This window comes from Ruegeria sp. (genome assembly GCF_965221235.1).
GTDB lineage: Bacteria > Pseudomonadota > Alphaproteobacteria > Rhodobacterales > Rhodobacteraceae > Ruegeria.
In genome coordinates, this window is the sequence record NZ_CBDCRS010000004.1 from 3358082 (window position 1) to 3381491 (window position 23410).

The following is a 23410-nucleotide window of genomic DNA, read 5'->3' on the forward strand; positions in this document are numbered from 1 at the left end:
AGGTCGCAATCGGTCGCGAACCGCTTTGTTGGAGCACTGTCCGGAGTGTTCAGGGGTCAGGATAACCTGACTACAAAATTCAATGAACTTCCGGGTATAATATTCCCATATTAATGAGTTTTTATTTTTCGGTGATTTCAATGACGAAGTTTTCTGTAACCGTCATCTTTGTTTCGGCAATGATTGCGGCGCTGGGGTGGCTTGCTGACGGGGGGTCCGTTGACAAAAATGCAGCCAGTTTTGTTGATCGGTTAAAAAGTTCTGAGGTTTAGGCGTCCGCCGAAACACTGGGAAAAAGAGGCCTTCGTGCCTCTTTTTCTTTTGATCTCTATGTCGTTGCTTCCGTTGTGAAAAACGCGTCCAACTGCGGTAACAGCCACGTCCACAATTCAGGGGCGCCCCGTTTGATTGGAGTGCCAACGCGCTGTTCAATCTGGGCAAAGCTGACGTTGTAATCGACCCATGACCCACCTCCTGTCTCCAGATTCCCGACCGGAGCCTGAAAGCGATCTATTGCCTTGGCAAAGCGGGCATCAGGAGTGTCAGCGTCTTCAAACTCTCGCCACAGGACGCGTAGGGCCGAGTTCTGATCTTTTGGCAGCAGGCCGAACAACCGATCCGCTGCTGCTTGTTCTTCGGCCTCTTGCGCAGCGTGATCGACCTGACCGTGGATTGGGTTGTCTCCGGCGTCGATCTCAACAATGTCATGCAGCAATAGCATCTGCAAAACCCGGTCAATCTTGACATCCGGGGCCGCGTATTCGGCCAGAACCCAAGCATAGAGCATGATGTGCCAGGAATGCTCGGCGGAATTTTCAAACCTCTCTACGTCCAGCAAACGCGAGGCGCGATAGACCGATTTCAACTGGTCCGTCTCGGCCAGAAAGGGAAGGCGCGTTGTGAACGCCGTCTCCGCCGGGCGCGTTTCGTTCAGCAGGGACCTTGCCGCCAAATAGGCCTCAGGGAATTCGTCCTTCAGGTACGCCGCGCGCCCGCCGTTGAGGTTATCGCGGACGATCTGCACATGATCCTGTTTGGGGGCCGGTGCGCAGAGAACCTGAAACATTGGCTGGCAGCGATCGAGATATTTGGCGAATTTCGCATCCAGTGTCGCGTCGGCCTCGAATTCCTGCCATAAGGCCATGTACTCGGTCGCTTGATCTTCCGGTAACAGTCCGAACAGTTCCGCCGCCGCGGCCTGCTCGGCGACCTCCAGCGTCTGCAAGTCAGTTTCCAGATGGATGGGATGGTCGCCCACGATGATCTCAACCAGATCATGCAGCAGCAACATGCGGATCACCCGGTCAATATTGACCTCAGGGTCGGCCAGAGGACGCAGCACCAATGCCCACAGCGCCAGCTGCCAGCTATGCTCAGCTGCGTTTTCCGGGCGGGACTGATCCAGAAGGAAATTTGCGCGATCAACCGATTTCAGCTTGTCCGCGCGTTTCAGGAATTCGATTTGCGCGGACAGCCGTTCGGTCATTGTTTTTCTATCGCTTTCATTTTCGATCGGTGTTCGGCCAGTCGCTGAATTACGAACTTGCGCGCTTTGCGCTCGGCCAATCGCACCCGGATTTCGGTCAGGAACGCCTCTTCCAACGTCTGTGAGGACGCGCCCAGCATCTCGCCGACTTCGACATAGAACCGATCATTGCCGGTCTCATCCATCACTTTCATCGTGTCCTCGGCAAGTTTCGAGGCAAGGGTGGTGATGGTATCGGACATTAGCGCGTGTTCTCGGTCAGGCGGCGTTTAACATAATCGCTGACATCAGTAATCAACGTGTCCATGTGGCGATCCTGGAAGAAGTGATCGGCACCTTCAACCTCATTATGGGTGATGGTGATGCCCTTTTGCTCATGCAGCTTATTCACCAGCGAAGTGGTATCTGCCGGTGGCGCCACGCGGTCAGACGACCCATTGATAATCAGGCCCGAGGACGGGCAGGGCGCCAGGAACGAAAAGTCGTACATGTTCGCCGGGGGCGATACGCTGATAAAGCCGGTGATCTCGGGGCGGCGCATCAGTAGCTGCATGCCGATCCATGCACCAAACGAAAACCCTGCGACCCAGCAGTGTTTCGAGTTGTTGTTCATCGACTGGAGGTAGTCCAGCGCCGAGGCGGCATCGCTCAGCTCACCCACGCCCTGATCGTATTCGCCTTGGCTGCGGCCGACACCGCGGAAATTGAACCGCAACACGGTGAAGCCCATGTTGTAGAACGCGTAATGCAGGTTATAGACCACCTTGTTGTTCATGGTCCCGCCAAATTGAGGATGCGGGTGAAGCACGATGGCGATCGGTGCGTCTTTTTCCTTTTGCGGGTGGTAACGGCCTTCCAGGCGGCCTTCGGGTCCGGGAAAAATCACCTCGGGCATGTGTGCTTTGGTCCTGTCTTTTTCTTCAGGGTGCCGGGATATACTTGACGGTTATCGTCAGGCACCTTAGAACGGTTCTAATTATGTTGCGATGCGCAATGCGCTGCCCGTCGGAGATACGCACTGGCGGCGGCGGCGTCAATGATTTCGCGCGGAACTCGGCAAGAGGAGCAGAATATGAAGCTATCGACGAAGGGTCGTTATGCAATGGTCGCTCTGGCCGATATTGCGCTACAGCCTGGTGATACCCTTGTGACTCTCAGTGAAATTTCTGAACGTCAGGACATTTCCCTGCCTTATCTTGAGCAGCTTTTTGTCAAGTTGCGCCGGGCCGATCTTGTCGCATCCGTGCGAGGGCCGGGGGGCGGATATCGGTTGTCGCGTCCTGCGTCGGATATTCGTGTTGTCGAAGTTCTGGCCGCCGTGGACGAAACCGTCGATGCCCTGCAAAAAGGCGCAGGCGCTTCGGGTGCCTCGTCAGGCAGTCGGGCGCAATCTCTGACCAACCGCTTGTGGGAGGGCCTGAGCGCTCATGTCTACGTTTTCCTGCATCAGACGCGGTTGTCGGATGTGATCAAGAACGATCTTGCACCGTGTCCTGCCGTCCCCAACCTCTTTGCAGTGGTGGACGCAGAATGAGTTTGCTGCGAGACATGCAGATCGAACCGGTTAAGCCCGAATACGGATCACTCACCGCATTGGCGCATTCGCTGGGTCGAGCGAACCCTTGGGTGCGGTTCGGGGCCAAGCTGTCGAACGTGGCGGACAAGGTCTACATGACCACTGACCATTGCATCTTGTACCTGTCGCGAAAAGTGGCGGATGCTGAGATTGCCCGCCGTCGGGATCGGTCGGTTCTGGGGCGTTTGATGAATAAAATGCTTGGAGCAAATCCTAACTTCATCATGCTGTCTGGGGCTGTGATTGCCGGGACATTGGAATATTTGTGCGAACCTGTTCCAGAAGACTTCGACCGGGGTCAGGACTACAGAGTAAGTTTTGGCGCGGCTGAAAAGGTGCATCGTAAGTTTATCAATAAAGCCCGTCAGGAAGGTTTGATCCGATGACTCGGGTTTATCTGGATCATAATGCAACCACGCCACTGCGCCCTGAAGCGAGGGATGCGATGATTGCTGCCATGGATGTGTGTGGAAATCCGTCTTCTGTGCATGCCGAAGGACGGGCTGCGAAGGCGCTGATCGAGCGTGCCCGCGGCCAGATAGCCGCCGCATTTGGGGCCGATGGGGCCGATATCGTTTTCACCTCTGGGTCGACTGAAGGCGCTGCGCTGACGTTAGCGGGGCGCGGGTTGCATGGAGCGGCCGTTGAACATGACGCCGTAAGGTCATGGATAACAGAGGATTTGCCGGTTTCGCCCTCTGGTCAGGTTGAAGTGGGCGCGCCCGAACAATCAACGCTGCAACTGGCGAACTCGGAAACCGGGATTGTTCAGTCCTTGCCCGCGGGTTTGGCGGTAACGGATGCGACGCAGGCGTTTGGGAAACTGCCGGTGGCATTTAATTGGCTGGAAACCCGGATGGCGTTAATCTCGGCCCATAAACTGGGTGGTCCCAAGGGGATCGGCGCGGTTGTTATGAAGCGCGGCACGGATTTACCTGCCCAGATCAAGGGCGGTGGGCAAGAGATGGGCCGGAGGTCCGGAACGGAAAATGTCATAGGAATCGCGGGGTTCGGGGCGGCAGCTGAAGCGGCAGCGCGGGATTTGGCCAATGGCGTTTGGGATCAGGTGAAAGAATTTAGAAATATTCTAGAAAAGGCTCTTGAGGCTGGTTCTAAATCTACTATTTTTGTCGGGAAAGATCAGGAACGCCTGCCAAACACTCTGTGTTTCGCCACCCCGGGTTGGAAGGGTGAGACGCAGGTGATGCAGATGGATCTGGCGGGTTTTGCGATCAGTGCGGGTTCTGCCTGCTCAAGCGGCAAGGTTCGTGCCAGCGCGGTGTTGACCGCAATGGGCTATGACGAGGTGACAGCAGCCAGCGCGATCCGCGTTTCGCTGGGGCCTCGGACAACGGAAGAAGATGTGCTGCGTTTCGTCGAGACGTGGCTTGAGAAAGAGAAAAAGCATCGCGCGCGTGCCGCGTGATCTGACGGAGGGTGTCTTAATGGCCGCTTTGGACCAGACCCAGGTAAAAGAGGGTGTCGATCAGGAAACCGTAGACGCGGTACGCGAGGTCGGAACCTATAAATATGGCTGGGAAACCGAGATCGAAATGGAGTACGCGCCGAAGGGCGTGAACCCCGACATCGTCCGGCTTATTTCCGAAAAGAACGAAGAGCCCGAGTGGATGACCGAATGGCGTCTGTCGGCCTTCGAACGCTGGACCAAGATGGAAGAACCGACATGGGCGATGGTGCACTATCCGCCAATCGACTTTCAGGACCAGTATTACTATGCCCGTCCCAAGTCGATGGAAGAAAAGCCCAAGTCGCTGGATGAGGTCGATCCCAAGCTTCTGGCTACTTACGAAAAACTGGGTATCCCGCTGAAAGAACAGATGATTCTGGCCGGTGTCGAAGGCGCTGAGGATATGCCCGCCGAAGGCCGCAAAGTCGCGGTAGATGCTGTGTTTGACTCGGTATCCGTTGGCACGACATTCCAAGACGAACTGGCCAAGCATGGCGTGATTTTCTGTTCGATCTCCGAGGCGATCAAAGAGCATCCGGAGCTGGTTAAGAAGTACCTCGGCACGGTCGTTCCGGTTTCAGATAACTTCTATGCCACGCTGAACTCGGCTGTGTTCTCGGACGGGTCTTTCGTCTATATCCCGCCAGGCGTCCGCTGCCCGATGGAGCTGAGCACCTACTTCCGTATCAACGCGGAGAACACCGGCCAGTTCGAGCGTACTCTGATCATCGCCGACAAAGGCTCTTACGTGTCCTATCTGGAAGGCTGCACCGCGCCTCAGCGTGACACCGCTCAACTGCACGCGGCTGTGGTTGAGATCATCGTCGAGGAAGATGCCGAGGTAAAATACTCGACCGTTCAGAACTGGTTCCCCGGGGATGAGAACGGCAAGGGCGGCATCTATAACTTCGTCACCAAGCGCGCCGATTGCCGTGGGGATCGGTCCAAGGTGATGTGGACGCAGGTTGAAACCGGCTCGGCCGTGACCTGGAAATACCCGTCCTGCATCCTGCGCGGCAATGAAAGCCAGGGTGAGTTCTACTCGATCGCAATTGCCAACAACTATCAGCAGGCCGATACCGGCACCAAGATGGTTCATCTGGGTAAGAACACCAAGTCGCGCATCGTGTCCAAAGGCATCAGCGCGGGTAAAGCACAGAACACCTACCGTGGTCTGGTCTCGATGCACCCGAAGGCTAAGGACAGCCGCAACTATACTCAGTGTGACAGCTTGCTGATCGGCGACAAATGCGGGGCGCATACGGTTCCGTATATCGAGGTCAAGAACAACTCGTCCCGCGTTGAACACGAGGCGACGACCTCCAAGGTGGACGACGATCAGCTGTTCTACTGCCGTCAGCGCGGCATGGACGAAGAAGAGGCCGTGGCCTTGGTTGTCAACGGGTTCTGCAAGGACGTGTTGCAGGCTCTGCCGATGGAATTTGCGATGGAGGCTCAACAACTGGTCGCCATTTCGCTTGAGGGTTCTGTGGGCTGATCGTCTCAACCTTTGTGTTGGCTGAAAAAGGGTAGTTCCGGGTGGAAACGCGAGCGGACTTTCAAAAGTGGATAAGGCGATCCCGGCGGTCTGGCGTTTTCAGATCGGCAGATGCGCAGGTTGTGCGCGCGCGTGTCCATGATCAGTCAGTTCTGTTTTCGGTCGGAAACCCTGCGGACTCGATACAGAAACATCACTTCAACGGGTCGTTTTACGAAGTCGAAGAACTCAGAATGATTTCGCAACACTTCCCCGTTGGCGGCCGGTTTCTGGACATCGGTGCAAATGTTGGAAATCACAGCCTGTACCTCGCGCTGTTCCTGCACGCGTCGCTTGTTGTCCCTGTCGAGCCTAACCCGGTTGCGGCAAAGCTGTTGATCAGCAATCTGCATCTGAACGGTGTGGAAGGTAAGGTCGACTTCAATTGGGTGGGCTACGGCGTGTCAAACGAGGCGCGCTCGGATCTGGGTATTTCCTGGCCGGAGAAAAATCTGGGCGGCGCGAAGCTGGCGGAAAATCAGGGTGCTATTCCGGTGATCCCGGCGTCGGATTTGGTGGAAAACCAGACCTTCGATTTGATCAAGATCGACGTTGAGGGAATGGAGATTTCCGTACTTGAAAGCCTGTTGCCCGGTCTGGGGGAAAACCGGCCCGTGATGTTTGTCGAAGTAGATGATGTCAACGCAGATGCTTTCAAAGCGTTGGTGGCGCTTCACGGCTATGAGATTGTCGACCGCTTCAAGCGATACCGAAGAAATGAAAACTACCTGATAAGGCCAAGCGAAGAGACACAGGAAATCTCAAAATCCGCTTAGCCATCCGGACAAAACTGAAACTGAAATACGGCGTCAGATAAACTGACTGGCGCGAGATGAGGGTAAAACATGCTGGAAATCAAGAACCTGCACGTGCAGCTTGAAGAAGAAGATAAGCAAATTCTCAAAGGTGTGAACCTGACGGTTGAGGCCGGCAAAGTACATGCCATCATGGGGCCGAACGGCTCGGGCAAGTCGACGCTCAGCTATGTTCTGTCGGGCCGCGACGGTTATGAAGTAACCGACGGGTCGGCCACGCTGGATGGCGAAGATCTGCTTGAGATGGAGCCGGAAGAGCGCGCCGCAGCCGGTGTCTTTCTGGCGTTCCAATACCCGGTTGAGATCCCGGGCGTGGGCAACATGACTTTCCTGCGCACTGCCGTTAACGCGCAGCGCAAGGCGCGCGGCCAAGAGGAACTGTCGGCGGCAGACTTCCTGAAAGAAGTGCGCGCCAAGGCTAAAACCCTGAAGATTGACGCGGACATGCTGAAACGCCCGGTCAATGTTGGCTTTTCCGGCGGTGAGAAGAAGCGCAACGAAATCCTTCAGATGGCGATGCTTGAGCCGAAGATGTGCATCATGGACGAGACAGACTCGGGTCTGGACGTCGATGCGATGAAGCTGGTGTCCGAAGGCGTGAACGCGCTGCGTGATGAGGGTCGTGGGTTCCTGGTCATCACCCACTATCAGCGCCTGCTGGATCACATCAAACCAGACGTTGTGCACATCATGGCCGATGGCCGTATCGTGAAAACCGGTGGCCCCGAGCTGGCGCTGGAAGTTGAAAACAACGGTTATGCCGACATCCTGGCCGAGGTGAACTGATGGCTTTGCCGCAAGCAAAACAGACCGCAACCGAGGCGCGTCTGGCGTCTCTGACCATGCCCGATCCCGGTTGTACAAAAGCCGCGCGTGAGGGAGCTCTGGCGCGCGTGCGCGAGATGGGCTTGCCCGGTCGTCGTGATGAATACTGGAAATACACCCAGCCCGACACGCTGATCTCTCCGGATGCGCCGCAGGCGGCCGTGTTCGACGCGGGTGAGCCTCTGGTTTTCAGTGATGTGGATCGCCTGAGCATCGTCTTCGTTGACGGCGTCTTCAGCCCCGAAGATTCCGACGATCTGACGCTGGAAGGTGTCAAGATCGACCGGCTTGAGGATATCTGCTGCAAGGATATTCACTGGGCGAAAGAGCTGTATGGCAAGCTGGAAGAGCGCGGCCAAACTCCGGTTCAGCGACCGCTGGCAGCACTGAACACGGCCTTTGCGTCGGATGGCGTCGCCATTCACGTAACGGGCAAACCGTCCAAACCGATTAACCTTGTTTATCGCCATGAATCGGAAAACTCGGATGCGATCCTGCACCACGTGATCCGCGTTGAAAGCGAGGCCGAGGTGACGATTCTGGAAACCGGTCCGGCAGCGTCTCGCTTCAACAAATGCATGGAGATCGACATCGCCGACCACGGCTCGCTGCACCACATCCGGGCGCAGGGTCGGGATCACGAGCGGCGCGCGGTTACTCATATGTTCACGCGTCTGGGGCAAGAGTCGACCTATAAGTCGTTCACTCTGACTGCGAATGGCGTTCTGACTCGCAACGAGCAGGTCGTTGAGCTGACCGGTGACGATGCGGTGGCGCACGTGGCCGGTGCGTGCGTTGGCGATGGCGACTTTCATCACGACGACACCGTCTTTGTCACTCATGATGCGGTGAATTGCGAAAGCCGTCAGGTGTTCAAGAAAGTGCTGCGCAACGGTGCGACCGGTGTGTTTCAGGGCAAAATCCTCGTGAAGGAAGGCGCTCAGAAAACCGATGGGTACCAGATTAGCCAATCCCTGCTGCTGGACGACGACAGCCAATTTCTCGCCAAACCCGAACTTGAGATTTATGCCGACGACGTTGCTTGTTCGCACGGCTCGACCTCTGGTGCGATTGACGAGACTGCTTTGTTCTACCTGCGCTCACGCGGGGTTCCGGTCAAAGATGCGACCAACATGCTGACTCTGGCATTTCTGGCCGAGGCCGTGGATGAGATCGAGGACAAAGATCTGGCCGACGCGATCGTGACCCGTCTGGAAGGCTGGTTGGCGCGGCGCAGCTGATGCCTGTCACCTCGGATATCGTGGCCACCTATCGGGGGCCGGGGCGCGTGGTGCGTCGACTTCTGGATCTGGGCGAACGCGAAGACCGCGCGCTGGTCTTCGTCATGGGCTTTTGCGTGGTGTCATTCATTGCGCAGTTGCCCAGCCTGGCCCGCCGGGCGCATCTGGAAGGGGTTGAGCTGAACATGCTGATGGGCGGTGCCTTGTTGGGTACCGTCATTATTCTGCCGCTGTTCTTCTATGCTCTGGCCTTTCTGTCCTATGGTGTGGCCCGTCTCGCAGGCGGGCGTGGATCGGCCTATGGGGCGCGGGTTGCCCTGTTCTGGGCTTTGCTGTCGTCGACGCCTCTGGTGTTGTTGAATGGTCTTGTCGCCGGTTTCATTGGCCCCGGTCCGGCACTGACTCTGGTCGGAGCCTTTTGGTTCGGCGTGTTCATCTGGTTTTGGGTGGCTGGCCTCAGACAAGCGCAAAGGCAGGCAGAATGAATATCGCAACCTTCGGCAACCTTGCGGTCCAGACCGTAACAAATCCGGCGGATACCGCCCGCTACCTTCTTTCGGTCCGTCCAAAGCGCGAGGTTCTTTGGCTCGCTTTCTTCCTTGCTGTAGTTCTGCGCTGTTTGCTTCAGGTGCTGATGTCGCAGATTCTTCCGGGGCCTGCTGGCAGCACCGCATCAGGGCCGGACTCAATTGCATTGAGCCTGGTGTGGTTCGCCGGAATTATGTTGTTCAGCATTGTGGCCTTTTTTCTGTTTGGCCGTCTGCTGAGGGGCGTTGCCTCTTTTGACGACGTTTTCGCCCTGATGATCTGGGTGCAGTTCTTGCAGATCGCGGTTCTGTTGCCGACGATTATCCTGGCAGCCATCGTGCCCGCCTTATTTCTGATGATTGCGCTCGCAACTGCCGTTCTAAGCTTTTACGTCACGCTCCATTTCCTTAATGAGGCGCATAAATTCGGTACGCTCTGGAAATCATTCGGGGTCATTTTGCTGTCTGCCTTTGCGGCGATGCCATTTGTCTTCGCCTTCACGCCCAGCGGCCCGGTATAGGGAAGAAATACGATGTATGACGTAGAAAAAATCCGTTCAGACTTTCCGATCTTGTCCCGAGAGGTGAATGGCAAGCCGCTGACCTATCTGGATAATGGTGCGTCCGCACAGAAACCTCAGGTGGTGATCGACGCGGTAACGCGGGCCTATGCCGAAGAATATTCGAACGTTCATCGTGGCCTGCATTACCTGTCGAATCTTGCGACTGAGAAATACGAGGCCGTACGCGGAACCATCGCCAAATTCCTGGGCGCGGCGAGCGAGGATGAAATTGTCCTGAACTCAGGCACGACCGAAGGGATCAATCTGGTCGCCTATGGCTGGGCCATGCCGCGGCTTGAGGCGGGGGATGAGATCGTCCTGAGCGTCATGGAGCATCACGCCAACATCGTTCCTTGGCATTTTCTGCGCGAACGTCAGGGCGTGGTCCTGAAATGGGTGGATATCGATGCGGATGGCGGGCTGGACCCGCAGGCCGTGATCGACGCGATCGGTCCGAAAACCAAGCTGGTTGCGGTGACGCAATGTTCGAACGTCACCGGGACCGTTGTGGATGTGAAGGCCATTACGCAAGGCGCGCATGCCAAGGGCGTGCCGGTTCTGGTTGATGGCAGCCAGGGCTCGGTGCATATGCCGGTGAACGTGCAGGACATCGGATGCGATTTCTACGCGATTACGGGACACAAGCTCTATGGTCCGTCCGGATCGGGCGCGATCTATATCAAATCCGAACGCATGGCCGAGATGCGCCCCTTTATCGGCGGCGGCGACATGATCAAAGAGGTCAGCAAGGATCAGGTGATCTACAATGACCCGCCAATGAAGTTCGAAGCGGGAACCCCCGGCATCGTGCAAACCATCGGGCTGGGCGTGGCGCTGGATTACATGATGAATCTGGGGATGGAGAACATCGCCGCTCATGAAGGTGCGCTTCGTGATTATGCGTTGAAAAAACTGACGGGTCTGAACTGGGTGCAGGTTCAGGGTACGCGCCCAGACAAGGCCGCGATCTTCAGCTTTACACTGGACGGGGCAGGGCATGCGCATGACGTGTCCACGATTCTGGACAAAAAGGGCGTTGCCGTCCGTGCCGGTCATCACTGCGCCGGACCCTTGATGGACTTCTTCGGTGTAACCGCAACCTGCCGCGCCAGTTTTGGTCTCTATAACACCAAGGACGAGGTCGACACGCTGGTCGACGCGTTGGAACTGGCGCACGATTTGTTTGCCTGAATGATGTTCGATCCGGGCAGATTTACAGTTGCACCCAGATCGGATCAAGGATAGCTAACGGCCAAGGCACCTGTAGCTCAGCTGGATAGAGCGCTGCCCTCCGAAGGCAGAGGCCAGAGGTTCGAATCCTCTCAGGTGCGCCATAATCCCTTGTTCCCATTGCATCAGCCCGAACGCCAAAGGCGTTGGTTCTGCATCGAATTGTTCAAAAAACAAAGAGCGCCCAAGGGCGCTCGTCGTTTGCAGGATGTTTGGGTCAGGCGTTAACCGCCCCAGCTGCGTACTTCACCGCAATCCATATGGACGAAGTTTGATCGCGAGTATTTGCCCACACCGCCAGCGCGGCATGAAATTGCGGCCCGTGCCATCTGCGACACGGAACGGGACGACAGGCGCAGATCGGCGGCCTGACCTTTCATGTGCAGCGAGTTCTTGGCGACGCGACGCGACCGGGACCGCAGCATCGCGTTGGTCTGCGGCGAGCGATAGCCCGACAGCAGCATGTACGGTTCGCTTGCGTCCAGCAGGTTGTGAGAGGCGGCCATGATGTCGATGGTGCGCAGGTCCATGTCTTTGACCTGATCGGTACGCCAGTCACGCATGAAGTGATTCACTTCTTTGACAGCGTCCTTGATGTATTTCCCGTCGACCCAATATATCATGTCTATCCGTTCGCCCGTGCGACCGGAATACATGCGAATACGCCGAATGTCTCCTCCGCCACGAAGGAACCCTGCTGCGTTGGAATAAGTCGGTGCTGCTACGACTGCGGTGGCGGCGAATGCACCCAATAGGGCACGCCGGGTCAGACCCGAGGTACTGCTCATCGTCATTTTGGTTTCGTCCCGTACTGTTCCTGCCTGCACACGATGTTACGCGCGCGTTCTTAATTTTTTCCCATCCCAGATGCGGGATTTATGACACAGACGTAAAACTCCGCCAAGAAGTCTTTCAAAAACACCTTTTCAAGGGGGAATTTTCGGCAGTTTTTTGCGCAGGTGAGGTATTTATGTATAATTATGAGACAACTAGATGCGGAAATCCGCTCGGCGATGCAAACCGGCATCATGCGCGAAAAGAAGCATTGAATTGATAAATTTGTGAATAGACAAGTTGCTGATGGCACACCGATACTTGTTCGGCGCGCCAGTCGGCGGCACTAAATATTGAATAATCAAGGCCATCCTATGTTCTCAGTTTTTCGGTCGCGTACAGGTATCTTTTGCACCGCATGTTTTCTGGCTTCGGCGTCGTTGCTTCACGCGGAAACCAGCCCGGGGACGGCGTATCAAATGGCCGTGGCTGAATTTGCACCGGCTGGGACTGGGATTGCTGAGTTTTACCGCGACAATGGGTTTGCACCGGTTTGGGTCGGAGACACTCCGCAGCACGCGCAACGGCGCGCCCGGCTGATACAGGCGCTGTCGACGACGGATATGCACGGGCTGCCGCAGGGGGCTCGCAGTGTTCAGGCGCTGATTGATCAGATGGAGGCGGCCAAGACCACGCGCGATTTGGGCGCCGTCGAAGTCGCGCTGAGCCGCGCTTTTGTCGATTATGCCAGCGATCTGCAATCCGGGGCCTTGCGCCCTGCGGAAATCGACGACGGGTTGGTTCGCAAAGTCGAAACGACCTCGGCCAAAGAACATTTGCAGGGCCTGATTACCTCTGATGGCGGGGCTTACTTTGATAATTTGGCCCCGAATACAACGCAGTACCGGGCGTTGATGAAGCAAAAAATGGCGTTGGAAAACCTGATCCGACAGGGCGGCTGGGGCGCGATAGTTCCGGTGTCAAAACTGGAATACGGCGATAGCGGGCCTAATGTAATTAAGTTGCGTAATAGACTGGTTTCCTTGGGTTATCTCAAGCCAACCGCCAGCCCGGAATTTGATGCAACTCTGCTGACGGCGGTACAGGCGTTCCAGACTGATCATGGTCTGGCCCCAGACGGCGTGGCCGGTCAGGGAACGATCACCGAACTGAACCGCAGCGCCTCCGAACGGCTCAAGGCTGTTTACGTGGCGCTGGAACGGGAACGCTGGTTGCCGCGTGAGCGCGGTGAGCGGCACATTCTGGTGAACCAAGCCGATTTCTCAGCCAAAATCGTCGATGACGGGTTGGTCACGTTCGAAACCCGTGCAGTGATCGGCAAAAACACTCATGACCGGCGCAGCCCCGAATTCTCGGATGAGATGGAGCATATGGTCATCAACCCCAGTTGGTACGTGCCGCGCTCGATCATCACCAAGGAATATCTGCCCAAGCTGCAATCCAATCCGAACGCCGTTGGACATATCGAGATCACCGATCGCAGTGGTCGTCAGGTCAATCGTGGAGCTGTGGATTTCACCCAGTTCACCGCCCGGAACTTCCCGTTTGCGATGCGGCAACCCCCCAGCAAAAGCAACGCATTGGGGTTAGTGAAGTTCATGTTCCCCAATCAGTACAACATCTACCTGCATGATACGCCGCAAAAAAGCCTATTCTCACGTGAGGTGCGGGCGTTCTCGCACGGGTGCATCCGACTGGCTGACCCGTTTGACTTCGCCTATGCGCTGCTGGCCAAGCAAGAGGAAAATCCCAAGGCGTTTTTCCATCGCATTCTGAACTCGGGCAAGGAAACGACGGTTCATCTGGAACAACATGTGCCGGTTCACCTGATCTACCGCACGGCCTATATCGGGCCGAAAGGCGAGGTGCAGTATCGCCGCGACGTCTATGACCGCGACCGGAAAATCTGGGACGCATTGCAGAAAGCAGGGGTGGCCCTGCCGGACGTTCAGGGGTAATCAGCAGGGCAGGTCCTTAATCCGGGAAGCCCGACATGCACTATACCATTCAGCAAATCGCCGACGCTCTGGGCGCGGAAAGCCAGGGCGATACCAGCCTGATTATCGAACGCGCGGCTGAACCGACGGATGCCGGGCCTGTGGATCTGGCGATGGCAATGTCACCGAAATATGCTGAAGCGCTGAGCGGTGGATCTGCTCGGGCGGCAGTCCTGTGGGAAGGTGCGGACTGGCAAGCGCTTGGCTTGGAGGCTGCTATCTTTGTGCCTCGCCCCCGAATGGCGATGGCGGGCATTACGTCGATGCTGGACCGCGGGCAGGGCGTTGCACCGGGCATTCACCCGTCGGCCGTAATCGACCCGACCGCCGAGTTGGCCGAGGGTGTTTCAGTCGGGCCGTTGGCGGTGATCGGGGCGCGGGTGCGCGTCGGCAAGGGCTCGGTTATCGGCCCTCATTGCGTGATCGGAATGGATGCTGTTTTGGGCGAAAACGCCGTGCTGCGTGAGATGGTCAGCATCGGAGCGCGCGCGCAGATCGGAGATCGCTTTATCGCTCAACCCGGCGCACGGATCGGAGGGGACGGATTCAGCTTTGTCACCCCCGAGGTCTCGGGTGCCGAAAACGCGCGCAAGACAATGGGCGATCAGGGTGACGCGCGGGCGCAAAGCTGGCTACGCATCCACTCGCTGGGTGCGGTGGAAATCGGTGACGATGTTGAAGTTGGCGCGAATTGCACCGTTGATAACGGCACCATCCGTAACACCTGCATCGGCGATGGATCGAAACTGGATAACCTTGTCCATGTCGGCCACAACACCCGTGTCGGTCGCGATTGCCTTCTGTGCGGGCAGACCGGGGTTTCGGGGTCCGTTGAGATCGGAAACAACGTCGTTCTGGGTGGTCAGACCGGCGTCGTCGACAATATCTTTATCGGCGACGGGGTGATCGCGGGCGGCGGCACGAAAATTCTGTCGAATGTCCCAAAGGGCCGGGTGATCATGGGATACCCCGGCATCAAAATGGATACTCATACCGAAGTGTACAAAGCGCAACGTCGCCTGCCGCGTATGGCCCGTGACGTAGAGGCGTTGAAAAAGGCTGTTTTCAAACAGCCCCCGAGCGATTAAATCATCCGCAACGGGATAATCAGAGGACCGACATGAGCATCACCGACCGCGTCATCGCAATCATTGCTGAGCAGGCCGTGCTGGAGCCTTCGGACGTCACGCCCGAAAGTACGCTGGAAGATCTGGGGATCGACAGCCTTGGGCTTGTCGAAAGCATCTTCGCCATCGAGGAAGAATTCGACATCTCTGTGCCGTTCAATGCCAATGAACCTACGGCCAGCGATTTCGACATTTCAAACGTCGCTGCCATCATCGCCGGTATCGAAAAGCTTGTTTCGGAAAAGGTCTGACCTAAGACCATGAAACGCGTTGTTATTACCGGGGCCGGGACGATCAACTCGCTGGGTCACTCCGTCCCCGATACGCTTGAGGCCATGCGCGAAGGGCGTTGTGGTATCTCTGAGCTTGAGTTCCGCGACGTTGAACGCCTTGCCATCAAGATCGGTGGGCAGGTGCGCGGGTTTGAGGCTGAAGGACGGTTCAATCGCCAGCAGATGAGCCTCTATGATCGCTTCACCCAATTTACCCTGACCGCCGCGAAAGAGGCGATTGATCAGTCGGGGATCGAATTTCACGGTGATCTCGCGGCCCGCTCTGGTGTTGTTCTGGGCACGGCCGGGGGCGGTGTTTCAACGTGGGATGACAATTACCGCTCGGTCTACGAGGACGGGAAGAACCGGGTTCATCCGTTTGTTGTGCCAAAGCTGATGAACAATGCGGCGGCCAGCCACGTCTCGATGGAGCATAACCTCAAAGGCCCCAGCTTTACCGTTTCAACCGCCTGTGCTTCGTCGAACCACGCGATGGCGCTGGCGTTTCAGATGGTACGCAGTGGGGCGGCTCCGGCAATGGTAACTGGCGGATCGGAATCCATGCTGTGTTTTGGCGGGGTGAAGGCTTGGGAGGGACTGCGTGTCATGTCCAAAGACGCCTGCCGCCCGTTCAGCGCCAATCGAAACGGGATGGTGCAAGGCGAAGGCGCCGGCATCTTTGTTTTTGAAGAGTATGAGCACGCCCGCGCCCGGGGCGCCGACATCATGTGCGAAGTGGTCGGCTTTGCCATGTCTTCAGACGCCGCAGACATCGTGATGCCCAGCAAACAAGGGGCTGCGAGAGCCATGGCTGGGGCGCTGGCAGATGCGCGTCTGAATGCGGATCAGGTCTGCTATATCAATGCACACGGCACCGGCACGGCTGCCAATGATAAAACCGAATGCGCAGCGGTGGCGGATGTATTCGGCCCACACGCGGACGATCTGATGATCTCGTCCACCAAGTCCATGCACGGACATCTGATCGGCGGCACCGGAGCGGTCGAGCTCTTGGCCTGTATCATGGCGCTGCGCGATGGGGTGATAGCCCCGACAATCGGATATGAAGAGCCTGACCCCGAATGCGCGCTGGATGTCGTTCCCAATGATGCGCGCGAGGCCAAGATTGATGTCGCGCTCAGCAACGCCTTTGCGTTTGGCGGCCTGAACGCGGTTTTGGCGCTAAAACGGATCTGAGACACTAAAGCCGCCGGATCGACCCGGCGGCTTTATTGCGATCAAGGTTTGGACTTAGTTTGCGCTCAGCGTGTCGAACCCGGCGGTGAAACCCGACAGCGACATCTCCATTTCGATCAATTGAGTTGGCGCGAGCGCCGAAACCATCGACATCTTTGCCTTGCTGCCGGCTTTCATCGCGTCGACATCACCTTGCGTGAAGCCCAGCTGGGCAACGCAGCCGACCGGGTTACAGGTGTGATAGTTGTACCGTTTGCCGGGTGCTCCATCTATCGAAAACGCCAGTTGCGCTTGCAGCAGTACTTCTAGGGGGACAATGACCGTCGCTCCTGCGGCAGCGGCGGCGTTTTCGGGCAGTTTTTCAATTGTTACTTCCGCAATGGGCTGGCGTTGCGGTCCCAGCAGTACCTGACGCAAGGCGCAAGGGTCATTGTTGGTTTCGGTCTTAATGCAGGCAATCGTCCAGTCCCCGGCCTTTTCTTTGACATATTGCTCGCCCACGCGCGGACCGCTTTCCCCCAGGTCCAGCCCGGTGCTTGCATCGGTCTGAGGGGCCTGGGCCTGGGACTGCTCGTCCTGAGTTGCTTCTTGTGCGTAGACCGCACCACTCAGCAGCGCGGTGGACAGAATGCTGAAAGCCAGAGTGTTCTTGAACATGAATGCCTCGACAGAGTGATTGTGCTTTTTTTCGGGTTTATCACCCCTGCACCACGGTGTCAGTCACTAAGCCGCATTGGCAGTAGGAAGTCATCGAATTTTGATGGAAGTCGGCGGCAGATTGCTTGTTTTTGCCAATGAAAAAGGGAGCCGGTGGAGCGGCTCCCTTCCAAAAATTTTCTCCCCGTCGGACTGGCCGACTTAGTTATGCGCAGACGTTACGAAAGGCAGACGCAGCGGTCAACTGCTAACCTGAATTTTTAATGCTAGATCCATTGATCTTTTAAAAAAACCGCGCCCGAAGGCGCGGTCAGTCGACAGGGAGGAAGTCTGCCGCCCTCCCTCATCATCGGGACGGCGGCAAATTGACTATCGCAGTCAAAGGTTAACTTTGTATGCTGGGCGCAGATCGGTGGAAATTAAGGCCTTACATACATGGACAAGAGTATTTTTCTGGGCGGCGGCGGTGAAAACTATGGCCAACCTCAGACGCTGTCGCTGAAATACGCAAACCGTCATGGTTTGATTGCCGGAGCGACGGGGACTGGGAAAACCGTAACGCTTCAAATTCTGGCCGAAGGGTTCTCGGCTGCCGGGGTGCCGGTATTTCTGTCTGACGTCAAAGGTGATTTATCCGGGTTGGCGAAACCGGGCAGCGAAACGCACAAGCTGCATCAGGCTTTTCAAGACCGCGCGGAACGTATCGGATTTGCCGATTACGCCTATGCCGCGTGTCCGGTCACATTCTGGGACCTGTTTGGCGAACAGGGGCATCCCGTCCGCACCACCGTATCCGAAATGGGGCCGTTGCTGCTATCACGATTGATGGATCTGAGTGAAGCGCAAGAGGGAATTTTGAACATCGCCTTTCGTGTGGCGGACGAAGAAGGCATGCCGCTTCTGGATCTCAAAGACCTTCAAGCTTTGCTGGTTTGGATTGGTGAGAACCGCACGCAACTTTCATTGCGCTATGGTAACGTTTCTACTGCTTCGATCGGCGCCATTCAGCGGCGGTTGCTGGTGTTGGAAAATCAGGGGGGGACGAACCTGTTTGGTGAGCCCGCCTTGGAATTGGCCGATCTGATGCGAACCGACGCGAGCGGGCAGGGGATGGTGAACATTCTGGCCTCGGACAAACTGATGGGTTCTCCGCGGCTTTATGCGACGTTCCTGCTTTGGTTGCTGAGTGAGTTGTTCGAGGAACTGCCCGAAGTCGGTGATCCCGAGAAGCCCAAACTGGTGTTTTTCTTCGACGAGGCACATTTGCTGTTCGAGGACGCGCCCAAGGTTCTGGTAGACAAGGTGGAACAGGTCGCGCGGTTGATCCGTTCCAAAGGGGTGGGTGTTTATTTCATCTCACAGAACCCGGCTGACATCCCAGAGGATATTCTGGGGCAGTTGGGCAACCGGGTGCAGCACGCCCTGCGCGCCTTTACCGCCCGGGATCGCAAAAACCTGCGACTGGCGGCGGAGACCTATCGCGAAAACCCTGCATTCGACACCGAAGCCGCAATCCGAGAGGTCGGCGTGGGTGAAGCCGTTACCTCGATGCTGCAAAAAAAGGGCGTTCCGGGGATTGTTGAGCGCACTTTGATCCGGCCGCCGGGATCTCAGCTTGGGCCGATCACCGCGGCTGAGCGTCAGGCGGTGATTGATAGTTCTGCAATGCAGGTCAAATACGGCAAGTTGATTGATCGAAAATCGGCCTTCGAAATCCTGCAAGCACGCGCCGATGCTGCGGCACAAGCAGCGGCTGAAGCGGAAGAACAGGAAGAATCCCAGACTGTGGCAGAGCGCGAATTCGCGACCGCGCGCCGGTATTCTGGCAGCAGGGTCGGGCGGTCATCCTCGCGTGCGACGCGGCAGAAAGACACTTTTGCCACGGCCATGAGCGAGGCTGTCATCAAAGAGCTGAAAGGCACCACAGGCCGGCGCATCGTGCGCGGAATTCTGGGCGGACTGTTTCGGAACAGATAAACGACGAGCGCCGGGGCGTAGAACAACGCCCCGGCACCTGATGCGTTATGATTTCAGACGACGCTGACCTTCCTGACGGCAATAGGCATCAGCTTCGGGTACGGACATTTTGTCGGCAGGGAAGTTGATGGCGCGGTCCCAGGTCACCCGGTCATGACGGTACAGCTGACAGGTCACTTGACCCTTTGGGGTCTGAACCTTGACCGGCTCGGTCTCAAGGTCTTCGGGCGAGGGGATACATGCGGCGAGGCTGATAACAACTGGCAGCAGCAGGATTTTCGGAACGAGCGAAGTTTTCATGTGGTGTCTTTTTTTCTTTCGAGGGGCTGTCACTAATATCACGGTCGATTGACTAATTTACCGTAAAGGCGACCCGCATTCTGGTGGTTTTTTGTCCATCGGTAATACCGTCTATTAAGGTTCCGTTCATGAATCAAGAAACCGCGCCCAATATGAGGCGCGGTTTCCGAAAATTCCCCGTATTTGAACTATTTCTCGGGAATAAGTCCTCTTGGACTGAATCTGAGAACAATAAGCAGGATCAGGCCCATGGTGAACAGACGCATATGGGCTGCGCTTCCGATCAGATGCGCCTTGAGCGCGCTTCCATCAGGCAACCCGGCTGTGATCAGGTTCATCAGCCACAGACCGATGGGTTCGACCTGAACCCACAGGAACCAGATCAAAAACGCCCCCAACACTGCGCCGAAATTATTGCCCGAGCCGCCGACGATCACCATCACCCAGACCAGAAACGTAAACCGCAACGGCTGATAGGCGCTGGGTGTCAATTGCCCGTCCAGCGTAGTCATCATGGCACCTGCGATCCCGCAGATGGCCGAGCCCAGAACAAAAATTTGCAGGTGGCGGCGGGTGACATCCTTGCCCATCGCCTCAGCGGCGACCTCATTGTCTCGAATGGCGCGCATCATTCGGCCCCAAGGGCTGCGCAGTGCCATCTGAGCCATCCAGAGCAACGCCAGCAAGACGATCAGGAACAGCAGGGAGTATCCGAGTTTGACGGACAAGGTCGACGCTGTGACCGGATCCAGCCCAAGCCATTCCGCGCGGGCAAGGAAACTCGGGTCCTGCTGCAACTCAACCTCATACCCGACAACCGGAGCGGGGCGAGGGATGCCGTAGACATTCTTGACCCCGCGGGCCAGCCAGTCCTCATTCTTCATGACGGCGATAATGATCTCAGCGATCCCGAGCGTCGCAATCGCAAGATAATCCGAACGCAGGCCCAAAGCGGTTTTACCGATCAGCCAAGCCGCACCGGCAGCCAGCAATCCTCCCGCGGGCCAGGCCAAAAGAACAGGCAGGTTGAGGCCACCAAGATTGCCCGCGATCGCAGGATCAATAGCTTCGACTCCGGCGACATTGGGGTCGAACACAGTGCGGTAGAGGAAGAATCCGACGATCAGAACGGCGATTATTGTCACGGTCTGCACACGGCCCTTAGGCATTTTCTGCGCCACCAGAACCGCCGCCACAACGGTTGCTGCGCCTAAAAGCAACGCCAGCACAATGCCATAACCGCCTGCTGACCAGGCTCCCGGCGTTGGCGGAGTCGAGATCAGCACAACTGCAAGACCGCCCAACGCGACAAAGCCCATGACCCCGACATTAAAGAGACCGGCAAAGCCCCATTGAAGGTTTACTCCAATTGCCATGATGGCCGAGATCAGCCCCATGTTCAGGATCAGGATGGCGGCGTTCCAGCTTTGCGTAAATCCGGTCAGCAGGATCAGGCAGCCTACAACAACGAATAGCAGTGTATTTTTGACGGTCTCAGTCATACCGCTTTCCCCTTGAACAGACCTGTCGGTTTAAACAGAAGAACGATCAGCAGGATGACAAAGCTGACGGCGAATTTGTAATCTGTGGACAGGAACTGCACCAATCCCGATGGGGCAAGGCTCTCTGGCGCGATGTAGGTCAACACTTTCTTCCACGCATAGGTAATTGTTACCTCGGAAAAGGCGATTACGAACCCGCCAGCAATGGCGCCCAGCGGATTGCCGAGCCCGCCCACAATGGCCGATGCGAAGATCGGCAGCAAAAGCTGGAAGTAGACGAAGGGTTTAAAGCTCTTGTCCAGCCCGTACAGTACACCAGCCGTGGTCGCGAGGGCCGCGACAATGATCCAGGTAATCATGACCACACGCTCGGGGTTGATACCGGAGAGCAGGGCCAGATCCTCATTGTCGGAATAGGCGCGCATTGACTTGCCGGTGCGTGTCTTGTTGAGGAACCAGAACAGAAGAACCACGGCGATAACGGCCACGATCACGGTAAGGCCCTGAGAGGTCTTGATTGCCAGCCCCTCACGCAGTCCGGTCATGGCTTTGAAATCCCGCGCGGATATGATGAAACGCGCACCATCGGAAAAGCGTTGATCATCCGGCCCGATGATAAAGCGTACCAGCCCGTTCATGATGAACATCACGCCCATAGACACGATCACCAGAATGACGGGCTTGGCCTTTTGTTCACGATAAAAGCGATAGACCAGTCGGTCGGTGATGAGCACCAGCAGGATACAGCCCAGAATGGCGAAGGGCAGGGCCAGCAAGGCGGTCGGCAACGGCCCGAAGCTGATCCCAGCGGCCTGAAGCCCCCATGTCAGCAACACAGCGATCATCGCGCCAAAGGCCATCGTATCGCCATGGGCGAAGTTGGAAAACCGCAGGATGCCGTATATCAACGTCACCCCAAGTGCGCCCAGCGCCAACTGACTGCCATAGGCGATAGCAGGCACCAATACAAAATTCGCTAGCGCAACCAGCGCGTTGAGTAAGTCCATGAATTCTTCTCACTGTCCGGGTGCGACCTTATGGCACGACGAAAGGAAGGGACACAACAAGTTGTGCCCCTTTTTCCCGGATTGCAGTAAGTTTTTGGGGTCGTTAAAGCTTTTCGAGCAAAGTTTGAATCGGCAGGGTTCCCCTGAGGTTTGATTTGTGATTCACCCTTTTTGGGAGGATCAGGAATATGCCAGCACCGTTGCCAAAGGAACTACGAGATCGTTTTGCGCGCTTGATCGAAGAAGGGCTGTCAGGGAGGGAGGCGTCGCGCCGTCTTCAGGTGTCCGCCGCGACCGGTGCGCGTTGGAGACGCCAGATACACGCGTCTGGCGCGGCCCAAATTGCCCCGATGGGGCGTCCACCGGGCAGCGGAAAGTTGGCACCCCATGTCGGGTTCTTCCGCGAGTTGTTAGCTCAAGACCCCGACATTACCCTTTTCGAGTTGCGCGATGCGCTTGCCGATGCTGTGGGGATCACTGTTCATCATTCGGCCATTGCCGGATTGTTGAAGCGCCTTGGCTTCACTCACAAAAAAAGTCGCTGGTGGCCACCGAACGCCGTCGCGCCAAGGTAAGACGACAGCGCGACGATTGGTCTGCTTATCGTTCGCCAGCCATCGCCCGAATGCCGGACCGCGTGGTGTTCATCGACGAAACGGCGGTAAAGACGAACCTCACCCGGCTCCGTGGCTGGGCACCTCAAGGAGAACGGCTGACCATGGACGCGCCGTTTGGCAGTTGGGGTACACAGACGCTGATCGCGGGGCTGACTCAGGACGCGTTGATCGCGCCGTGGGTCATCAAGGGCGCAATGGATGGCCCGGCATTCGCCGCCTACATCCGAGAAGTCCTCGTCAAGGAAATAGCGCCCGGCACTGTCGTCATCCTCGACAACCTAGCCACGCACCGGAACAAAGAGGCAGCACAGGCCCTGCGTGACCATGGATGTTGGTTTCTCTACCTGCCACCATACTCGCCCGACCTGAACCCCATCGAACTAGCTTTCTCAAAACTGAAAGCCCATTTGAGACGGATCGGGGCGAGAACCTTCACCGAAGTCTTCGAGGCTATCGGATCAATCTGCGATCTCTACGATCCAACAGAGTGCTGGAACTACTTCAAGGCCGCAGGATATGTTGCAAACTAATCTCGAAAGGCTTTAGTACTACAGTTGCGCATTGAGGCGGGACTTTCGATGGGCTCTGGCAGCAGCGGCCTGATGTGTTCTTCGCCAGAGGGACCATCCGAGAATGAAGGCGTCAGAAGGGGGCGTTGGGAGAATGAGGCGCGCGATCAATCTGAGGATTTCAA

At 56.8% G+C, this 23410-nt stretch carries 24 protein-coding genes and 1 tRNA gene; 17 read left to right on the forward strand and 8 right to left on the reverse strand.

The genetic code is table 11. The features are described from left to right. Positions 1 to 328: 328 nt before the first annotated feature. From ACOQOY_RS20025 to ACOQOY_RS20035, 3 genes are read right to left on the reverse strand one after another with little or no spacing between them, the layout of a single operon-like run. Complete coding sequence (locus ACOQOY_RS20025) at positions 329 to 1486, reverse strand: HD domain-containing protein (protein ID WP_420587080.1); 1158 nt, start codon at positions 1484 to 1486, stop codon at positions 329 to 331. Next, positions 1483 to 1728: a hypothetical protein gene (locus tag ACOQOY_RS20030; RefSeq protein WP_420587081.1), complete on the reverse strand. Its 246-nt coding sequence runs from the start codon at positions 1726 to 1728 to the stop codon at positions 1483 to 1485. Before ACOQOY_RS20030 ends, ACOQOY_RS20025 begins: the two co-directional genes overlap by 4 nt. Then, a complete protein-coding gene (locus ACOQOY_RS20035; RefSeq protein ID WP_170413326.1) occupies positions 1728 to 2381 on the reverse strand; it encodes an alpha/beta hydrolase in 654 nt (217 codons plus the stop codon). The genes ACOQOY_RS20030 and ACOQOY_RS20035 overlap by 1 nt, the downstream gene beginning before the upstream one ends. A 177-nt stretch (positions 2382 to 2558) precedes the next feature. Here ACOQOY_RS20035 and ACOQOY_RS20040 point away from each other — a divergent pair, with 177 nt between their 5' ends. From ACOQOY_RS20040 to ACOQOY_RS20090, 11 genes are all read left to right on the forward strand, one after another. Then, on the forward strand, positions 2559 to 3020 hold the full coding sequence (locus ACOQOY_RS20040) for an Rrf2 family transcriptional regulator (RefSeq protein WP_420587082.1): 462 nt from the start codon (positions 2559 to 2561) through the stop codon (positions 3018 to 3020). After that, complete coding sequence (locus tag ACOQOY_RS20045) at positions 3017 to 3448, forward strand: hypothetical protein (RefSeq protein WP_420587083.1); 432 nt, start codon at positions 3017 to 3019, stop codon at positions 3446 to 3448. Before ACOQOY_RS20040 ends, ACOQOY_RS20045 begins: the two co-directional genes overlap by 4 nt. Beyond that, the gene (locus ACOQOY_RS20050) at positions 3445 to 4488 is read left to right on the forward strand and encodes a cysteine desulfurase family protein (protein ID WP_420587084.1); all 1044 of its coding nucleotides are present in this window, start codon (positions 3445 to 3447) and stop codon (positions 4486 to 4488) included. The genes ACOQOY_RS20045 and ACOQOY_RS20050 overlap by 4 nt, the downstream gene beginning before the upstream one ends. A gap of 19 nt (positions 4489 to 4507) precedes the next feature. Continuing rightward, complete coding sequence (sufB, locus tag ACOQOY_RS20055) at positions 4508 to 6028, forward strand: Fe-S cluster assembly protein SufB (protein WP_420587085.1); 1521 nt, start codon at positions 4508 to 4510, stop codon at positions 6026 to 6028. Between the two features lie 122 nt (positions 6029 to 6150). Then, the gene (locus ACOQOY_RS20060; RefSeq protein ID WP_420587086.1) at positions 6151 to 6843 is read left to right on the forward strand and encodes an FkbM family methyltransferase; all 693 of its coding nucleotides are present in this window, start codon (positions 6151 to 6153) and stop codon (positions 6841 to 6843) included. A gap of 69 nt (positions 6844 to 6912) precedes the next feature. Beyond that, entirely contained in the window at positions 6913 to 7668 is a 756-nt protein-coding gene (gene sufC / locus ACOQOY_RS20065) for a Fe-S cluster assembly ATPase SufC (protein WP_420587087.1), read from the forward strand. Then, positions 7668 to 8948, forward strand: coding sequence for a Fe-S cluster assembly protein SufD (gene sufD, locus ACOQOY_RS20070; protein ID WP_420587088.1), 1281 nt, complete (start codon positions 7668 to 7670; stop codon positions 8946 to 8948). Before sufC ends, sufD begins: the two co-directional genes overlap by 1 nt. Further along, a complete protein-coding gene (locus tag ACOQOY_RS20075) occupies positions 8948 to 9433 on the forward strand; it encodes a YIP1 family protein (protein WP_420587089.1) in 486 nt (161 codons plus the stop codon). The genes sufD and ACOQOY_RS20075 overlap by 1 nt, the downstream gene beginning before the upstream one ends. Next, positions 9430 to 9996, forward strand: a complete 567-nt coding sequence (locus ACOQOY_RS20080) for a Yip1 family protein (protein WP_420587090.1) — start codon at positions 9430 to 9432, stop codon at positions 9994 to 9996. The genes ACOQOY_RS20075 and ACOQOY_RS20080 overlap by 4 nt, the downstream gene beginning before the upstream one ends. Positions 9997 to 10008: 12 nt before the next feature. After that, the gene (locus ACOQOY_RS20085; protein WP_420587091.1) at positions 10009 to 11229 is read left to right on the forward strand and encodes a cysteine desulfurase; all 1221 of its coding nucleotides are present in this window, start codon (positions 10009 to 10011) and stop codon (positions 11227 to 11229) included. A gap of 66 nt (positions 11230 to 11295) precedes the next feature. Then, a tRNA-Arg gene (locus tag ACOQOY_RS20090) sits at positions 11296 to 11372 on the forward strand. 120 nt (positions 11373 to 11492) lie between these two features. Here ACOQOY_RS20090 and ACOQOY_RS20095 read toward each other — a convergent pair. Next, positions 11493 to 12062 carry a YcbK family protein gene (locus ACOQOY_RS20095; RefSeq protein WP_420587092.1) on the reverse strand — a complete coding sequence of 190 codons (570 nt, stop codon included), beginning with the start codon at positions 12060 to 12062 and terminating at the stop codon, positions 11493 to 11495. A gap of 354 nt (positions 12063 to 12416) precedes the next feature. Between ACOQOY_RS20095 and ACOQOY_RS20100 the strand changes: the two genes are divergently transcribed. The 4 genes from ACOQOY_RS20100 to ACOQOY_RS20115 are packed head-to-tail and all read left to right on the forward strand — an operon-like array spanning position 12417 to position 16656. Continuing rightward, the gene (locus tag ACOQOY_RS20100; protein ID WP_420587093.1) at positions 12417 to 14021 is read left to right on the forward strand and encodes a L,D-transpeptidase family protein; all 1605 of its coding nucleotides are present in this window, start codon (positions 12417 to 12419) and stop codon (positions 14019 to 14021) included. A gap of 35 nt (positions 14022 to 14056) precedes the next feature. Beyond that, positions 14057 to 15148, forward strand: a complete 1092-nt coding sequence (locus tag ACOQOY_RS20105; RefSeq protein ID WP_420587094.1) for a UDP-3-O-(3-hydroxymyristoyl)glucosamine N-acyltransferase — start codon at positions 14057 to 14059, stop codon at positions 15146 to 15148. Between the two features lie 32 nt (positions 15149 to 15180). Continuing rightward, complete coding sequence (locus ACOQOY_RS20110; protein WP_170760709.1) at positions 15181 to 15438, forward strand: acyl carrier protein; 258 nt, start codon at positions 15181 to 15183, stop codon at positions 15436 to 15438. Between the two features lie 9 nt (positions 15439 to 15447). Next, complete coding sequence (locus ACOQOY_RS20115; protein ID WP_420587095.1) at positions 15448 to 16656, forward strand: beta-ketoacyl-[acyl-carrier-protein] synthase family protein; 1209 nt, start codon at positions 15448 to 15450, stop codon at positions 16654 to 16656. Positions 16657 to 16710: 54 nt separating this feature from the next. Here the strand turns inward: ACOQOY_RS20115 and ACOQOY_RS20120 are convergent, their stop codons facing one another. Next, positions 16711 to 17313 carry an invasion associated locus B family protein gene (locus tag ACOQOY_RS20120; RefSeq protein ID WP_420587096.1) on the reverse strand — a complete coding sequence of 201 codons (603 nt, stop codon included), beginning with the start codon at positions 17311 to 17313 and terminating at the stop codon, positions 16711 to 16713. A gap of 435 nt (positions 17314 to 17748) precedes the next feature. On the opposite strand from ACOQOY_RS20120, the gene ACOQOY_RS20125 reads away from it, so the two are divergent. Next, positions 17749 to 19290: a helicase HerA-like domain-containing protein gene (locus ACOQOY_RS20125; RefSeq protein ID WP_420587097.1), complete on the forward strand. Its 1542-nt coding sequence runs from the start codon at positions 17749 to 17751 to the stop codon at positions 19288 to 19290. A 45-nt stretch (positions 19291 to 19335) separates the two neighbouring features. Here ACOQOY_RS20125 and ACOQOY_RS20130 read toward each other — a convergent pair whose 3' ends face one another. From ACOQOY_RS20130 to ACOQOY_RS20140, 3 genes are all read right to left on the reverse strand, one after another. Beyond that, positions 19336 to 19590 carry a hypothetical protein gene (locus tag ACOQOY_RS20130; RefSeq protein ID WP_420587098.1) on the reverse strand — a complete coding sequence of 85 codons (255 nt, stop codon included), beginning with the start codon at positions 19588 to 19590 and terminating at the stop codon, positions 19336 to 19338. Between the two features lie 188 nt (positions 19591 to 19778). Next, positions 19779 to 21092, reverse strand: a complete 1314-nt coding sequence (locus ACOQOY_RS20135; RefSeq protein WP_420587099.1) for a branched-chain amino acid ABC transporter permease — start codon at positions 21090 to 21092, stop codon at positions 19779 to 19781. Continuing rightward, positions 21089 to 22099: a branched-chain amino acid ABC transporter permease gene (locus ACOQOY_RS20140; RefSeq protein WP_420587100.1), complete on the reverse strand. Its 1011-nt coding sequence runs from the start codon at positions 22097 to 22099 to the stop codon at positions 21089 to 21091. Before ACOQOY_RS20140 ends, ACOQOY_RS20135 begins: the two co-directional genes overlap by 4 nt. A gap of 188 nt (positions 22100 to 22287) precedes the next feature. Here ACOQOY_RS20140 and ACOQOY_RS20145 point away from each other — a divergent pair. Then, positions 22288 to 23246, forward strand: a protein-coding gene (locus tag ACOQOY_RS20145; protein ID WP_420583699.1) for an IS630 family transposase whose coding sequence is annotated in 2 segments (ribosomal slippage) — positions 22288 to 22629 and positions 22632 to 23246 — 957 coding nt in all. Because the reading frame shifts where the segments join, the coding sequence is not laid out codon by codon here. Positions 23247 to 23410 lie beyond the last annotated feature (164 nt).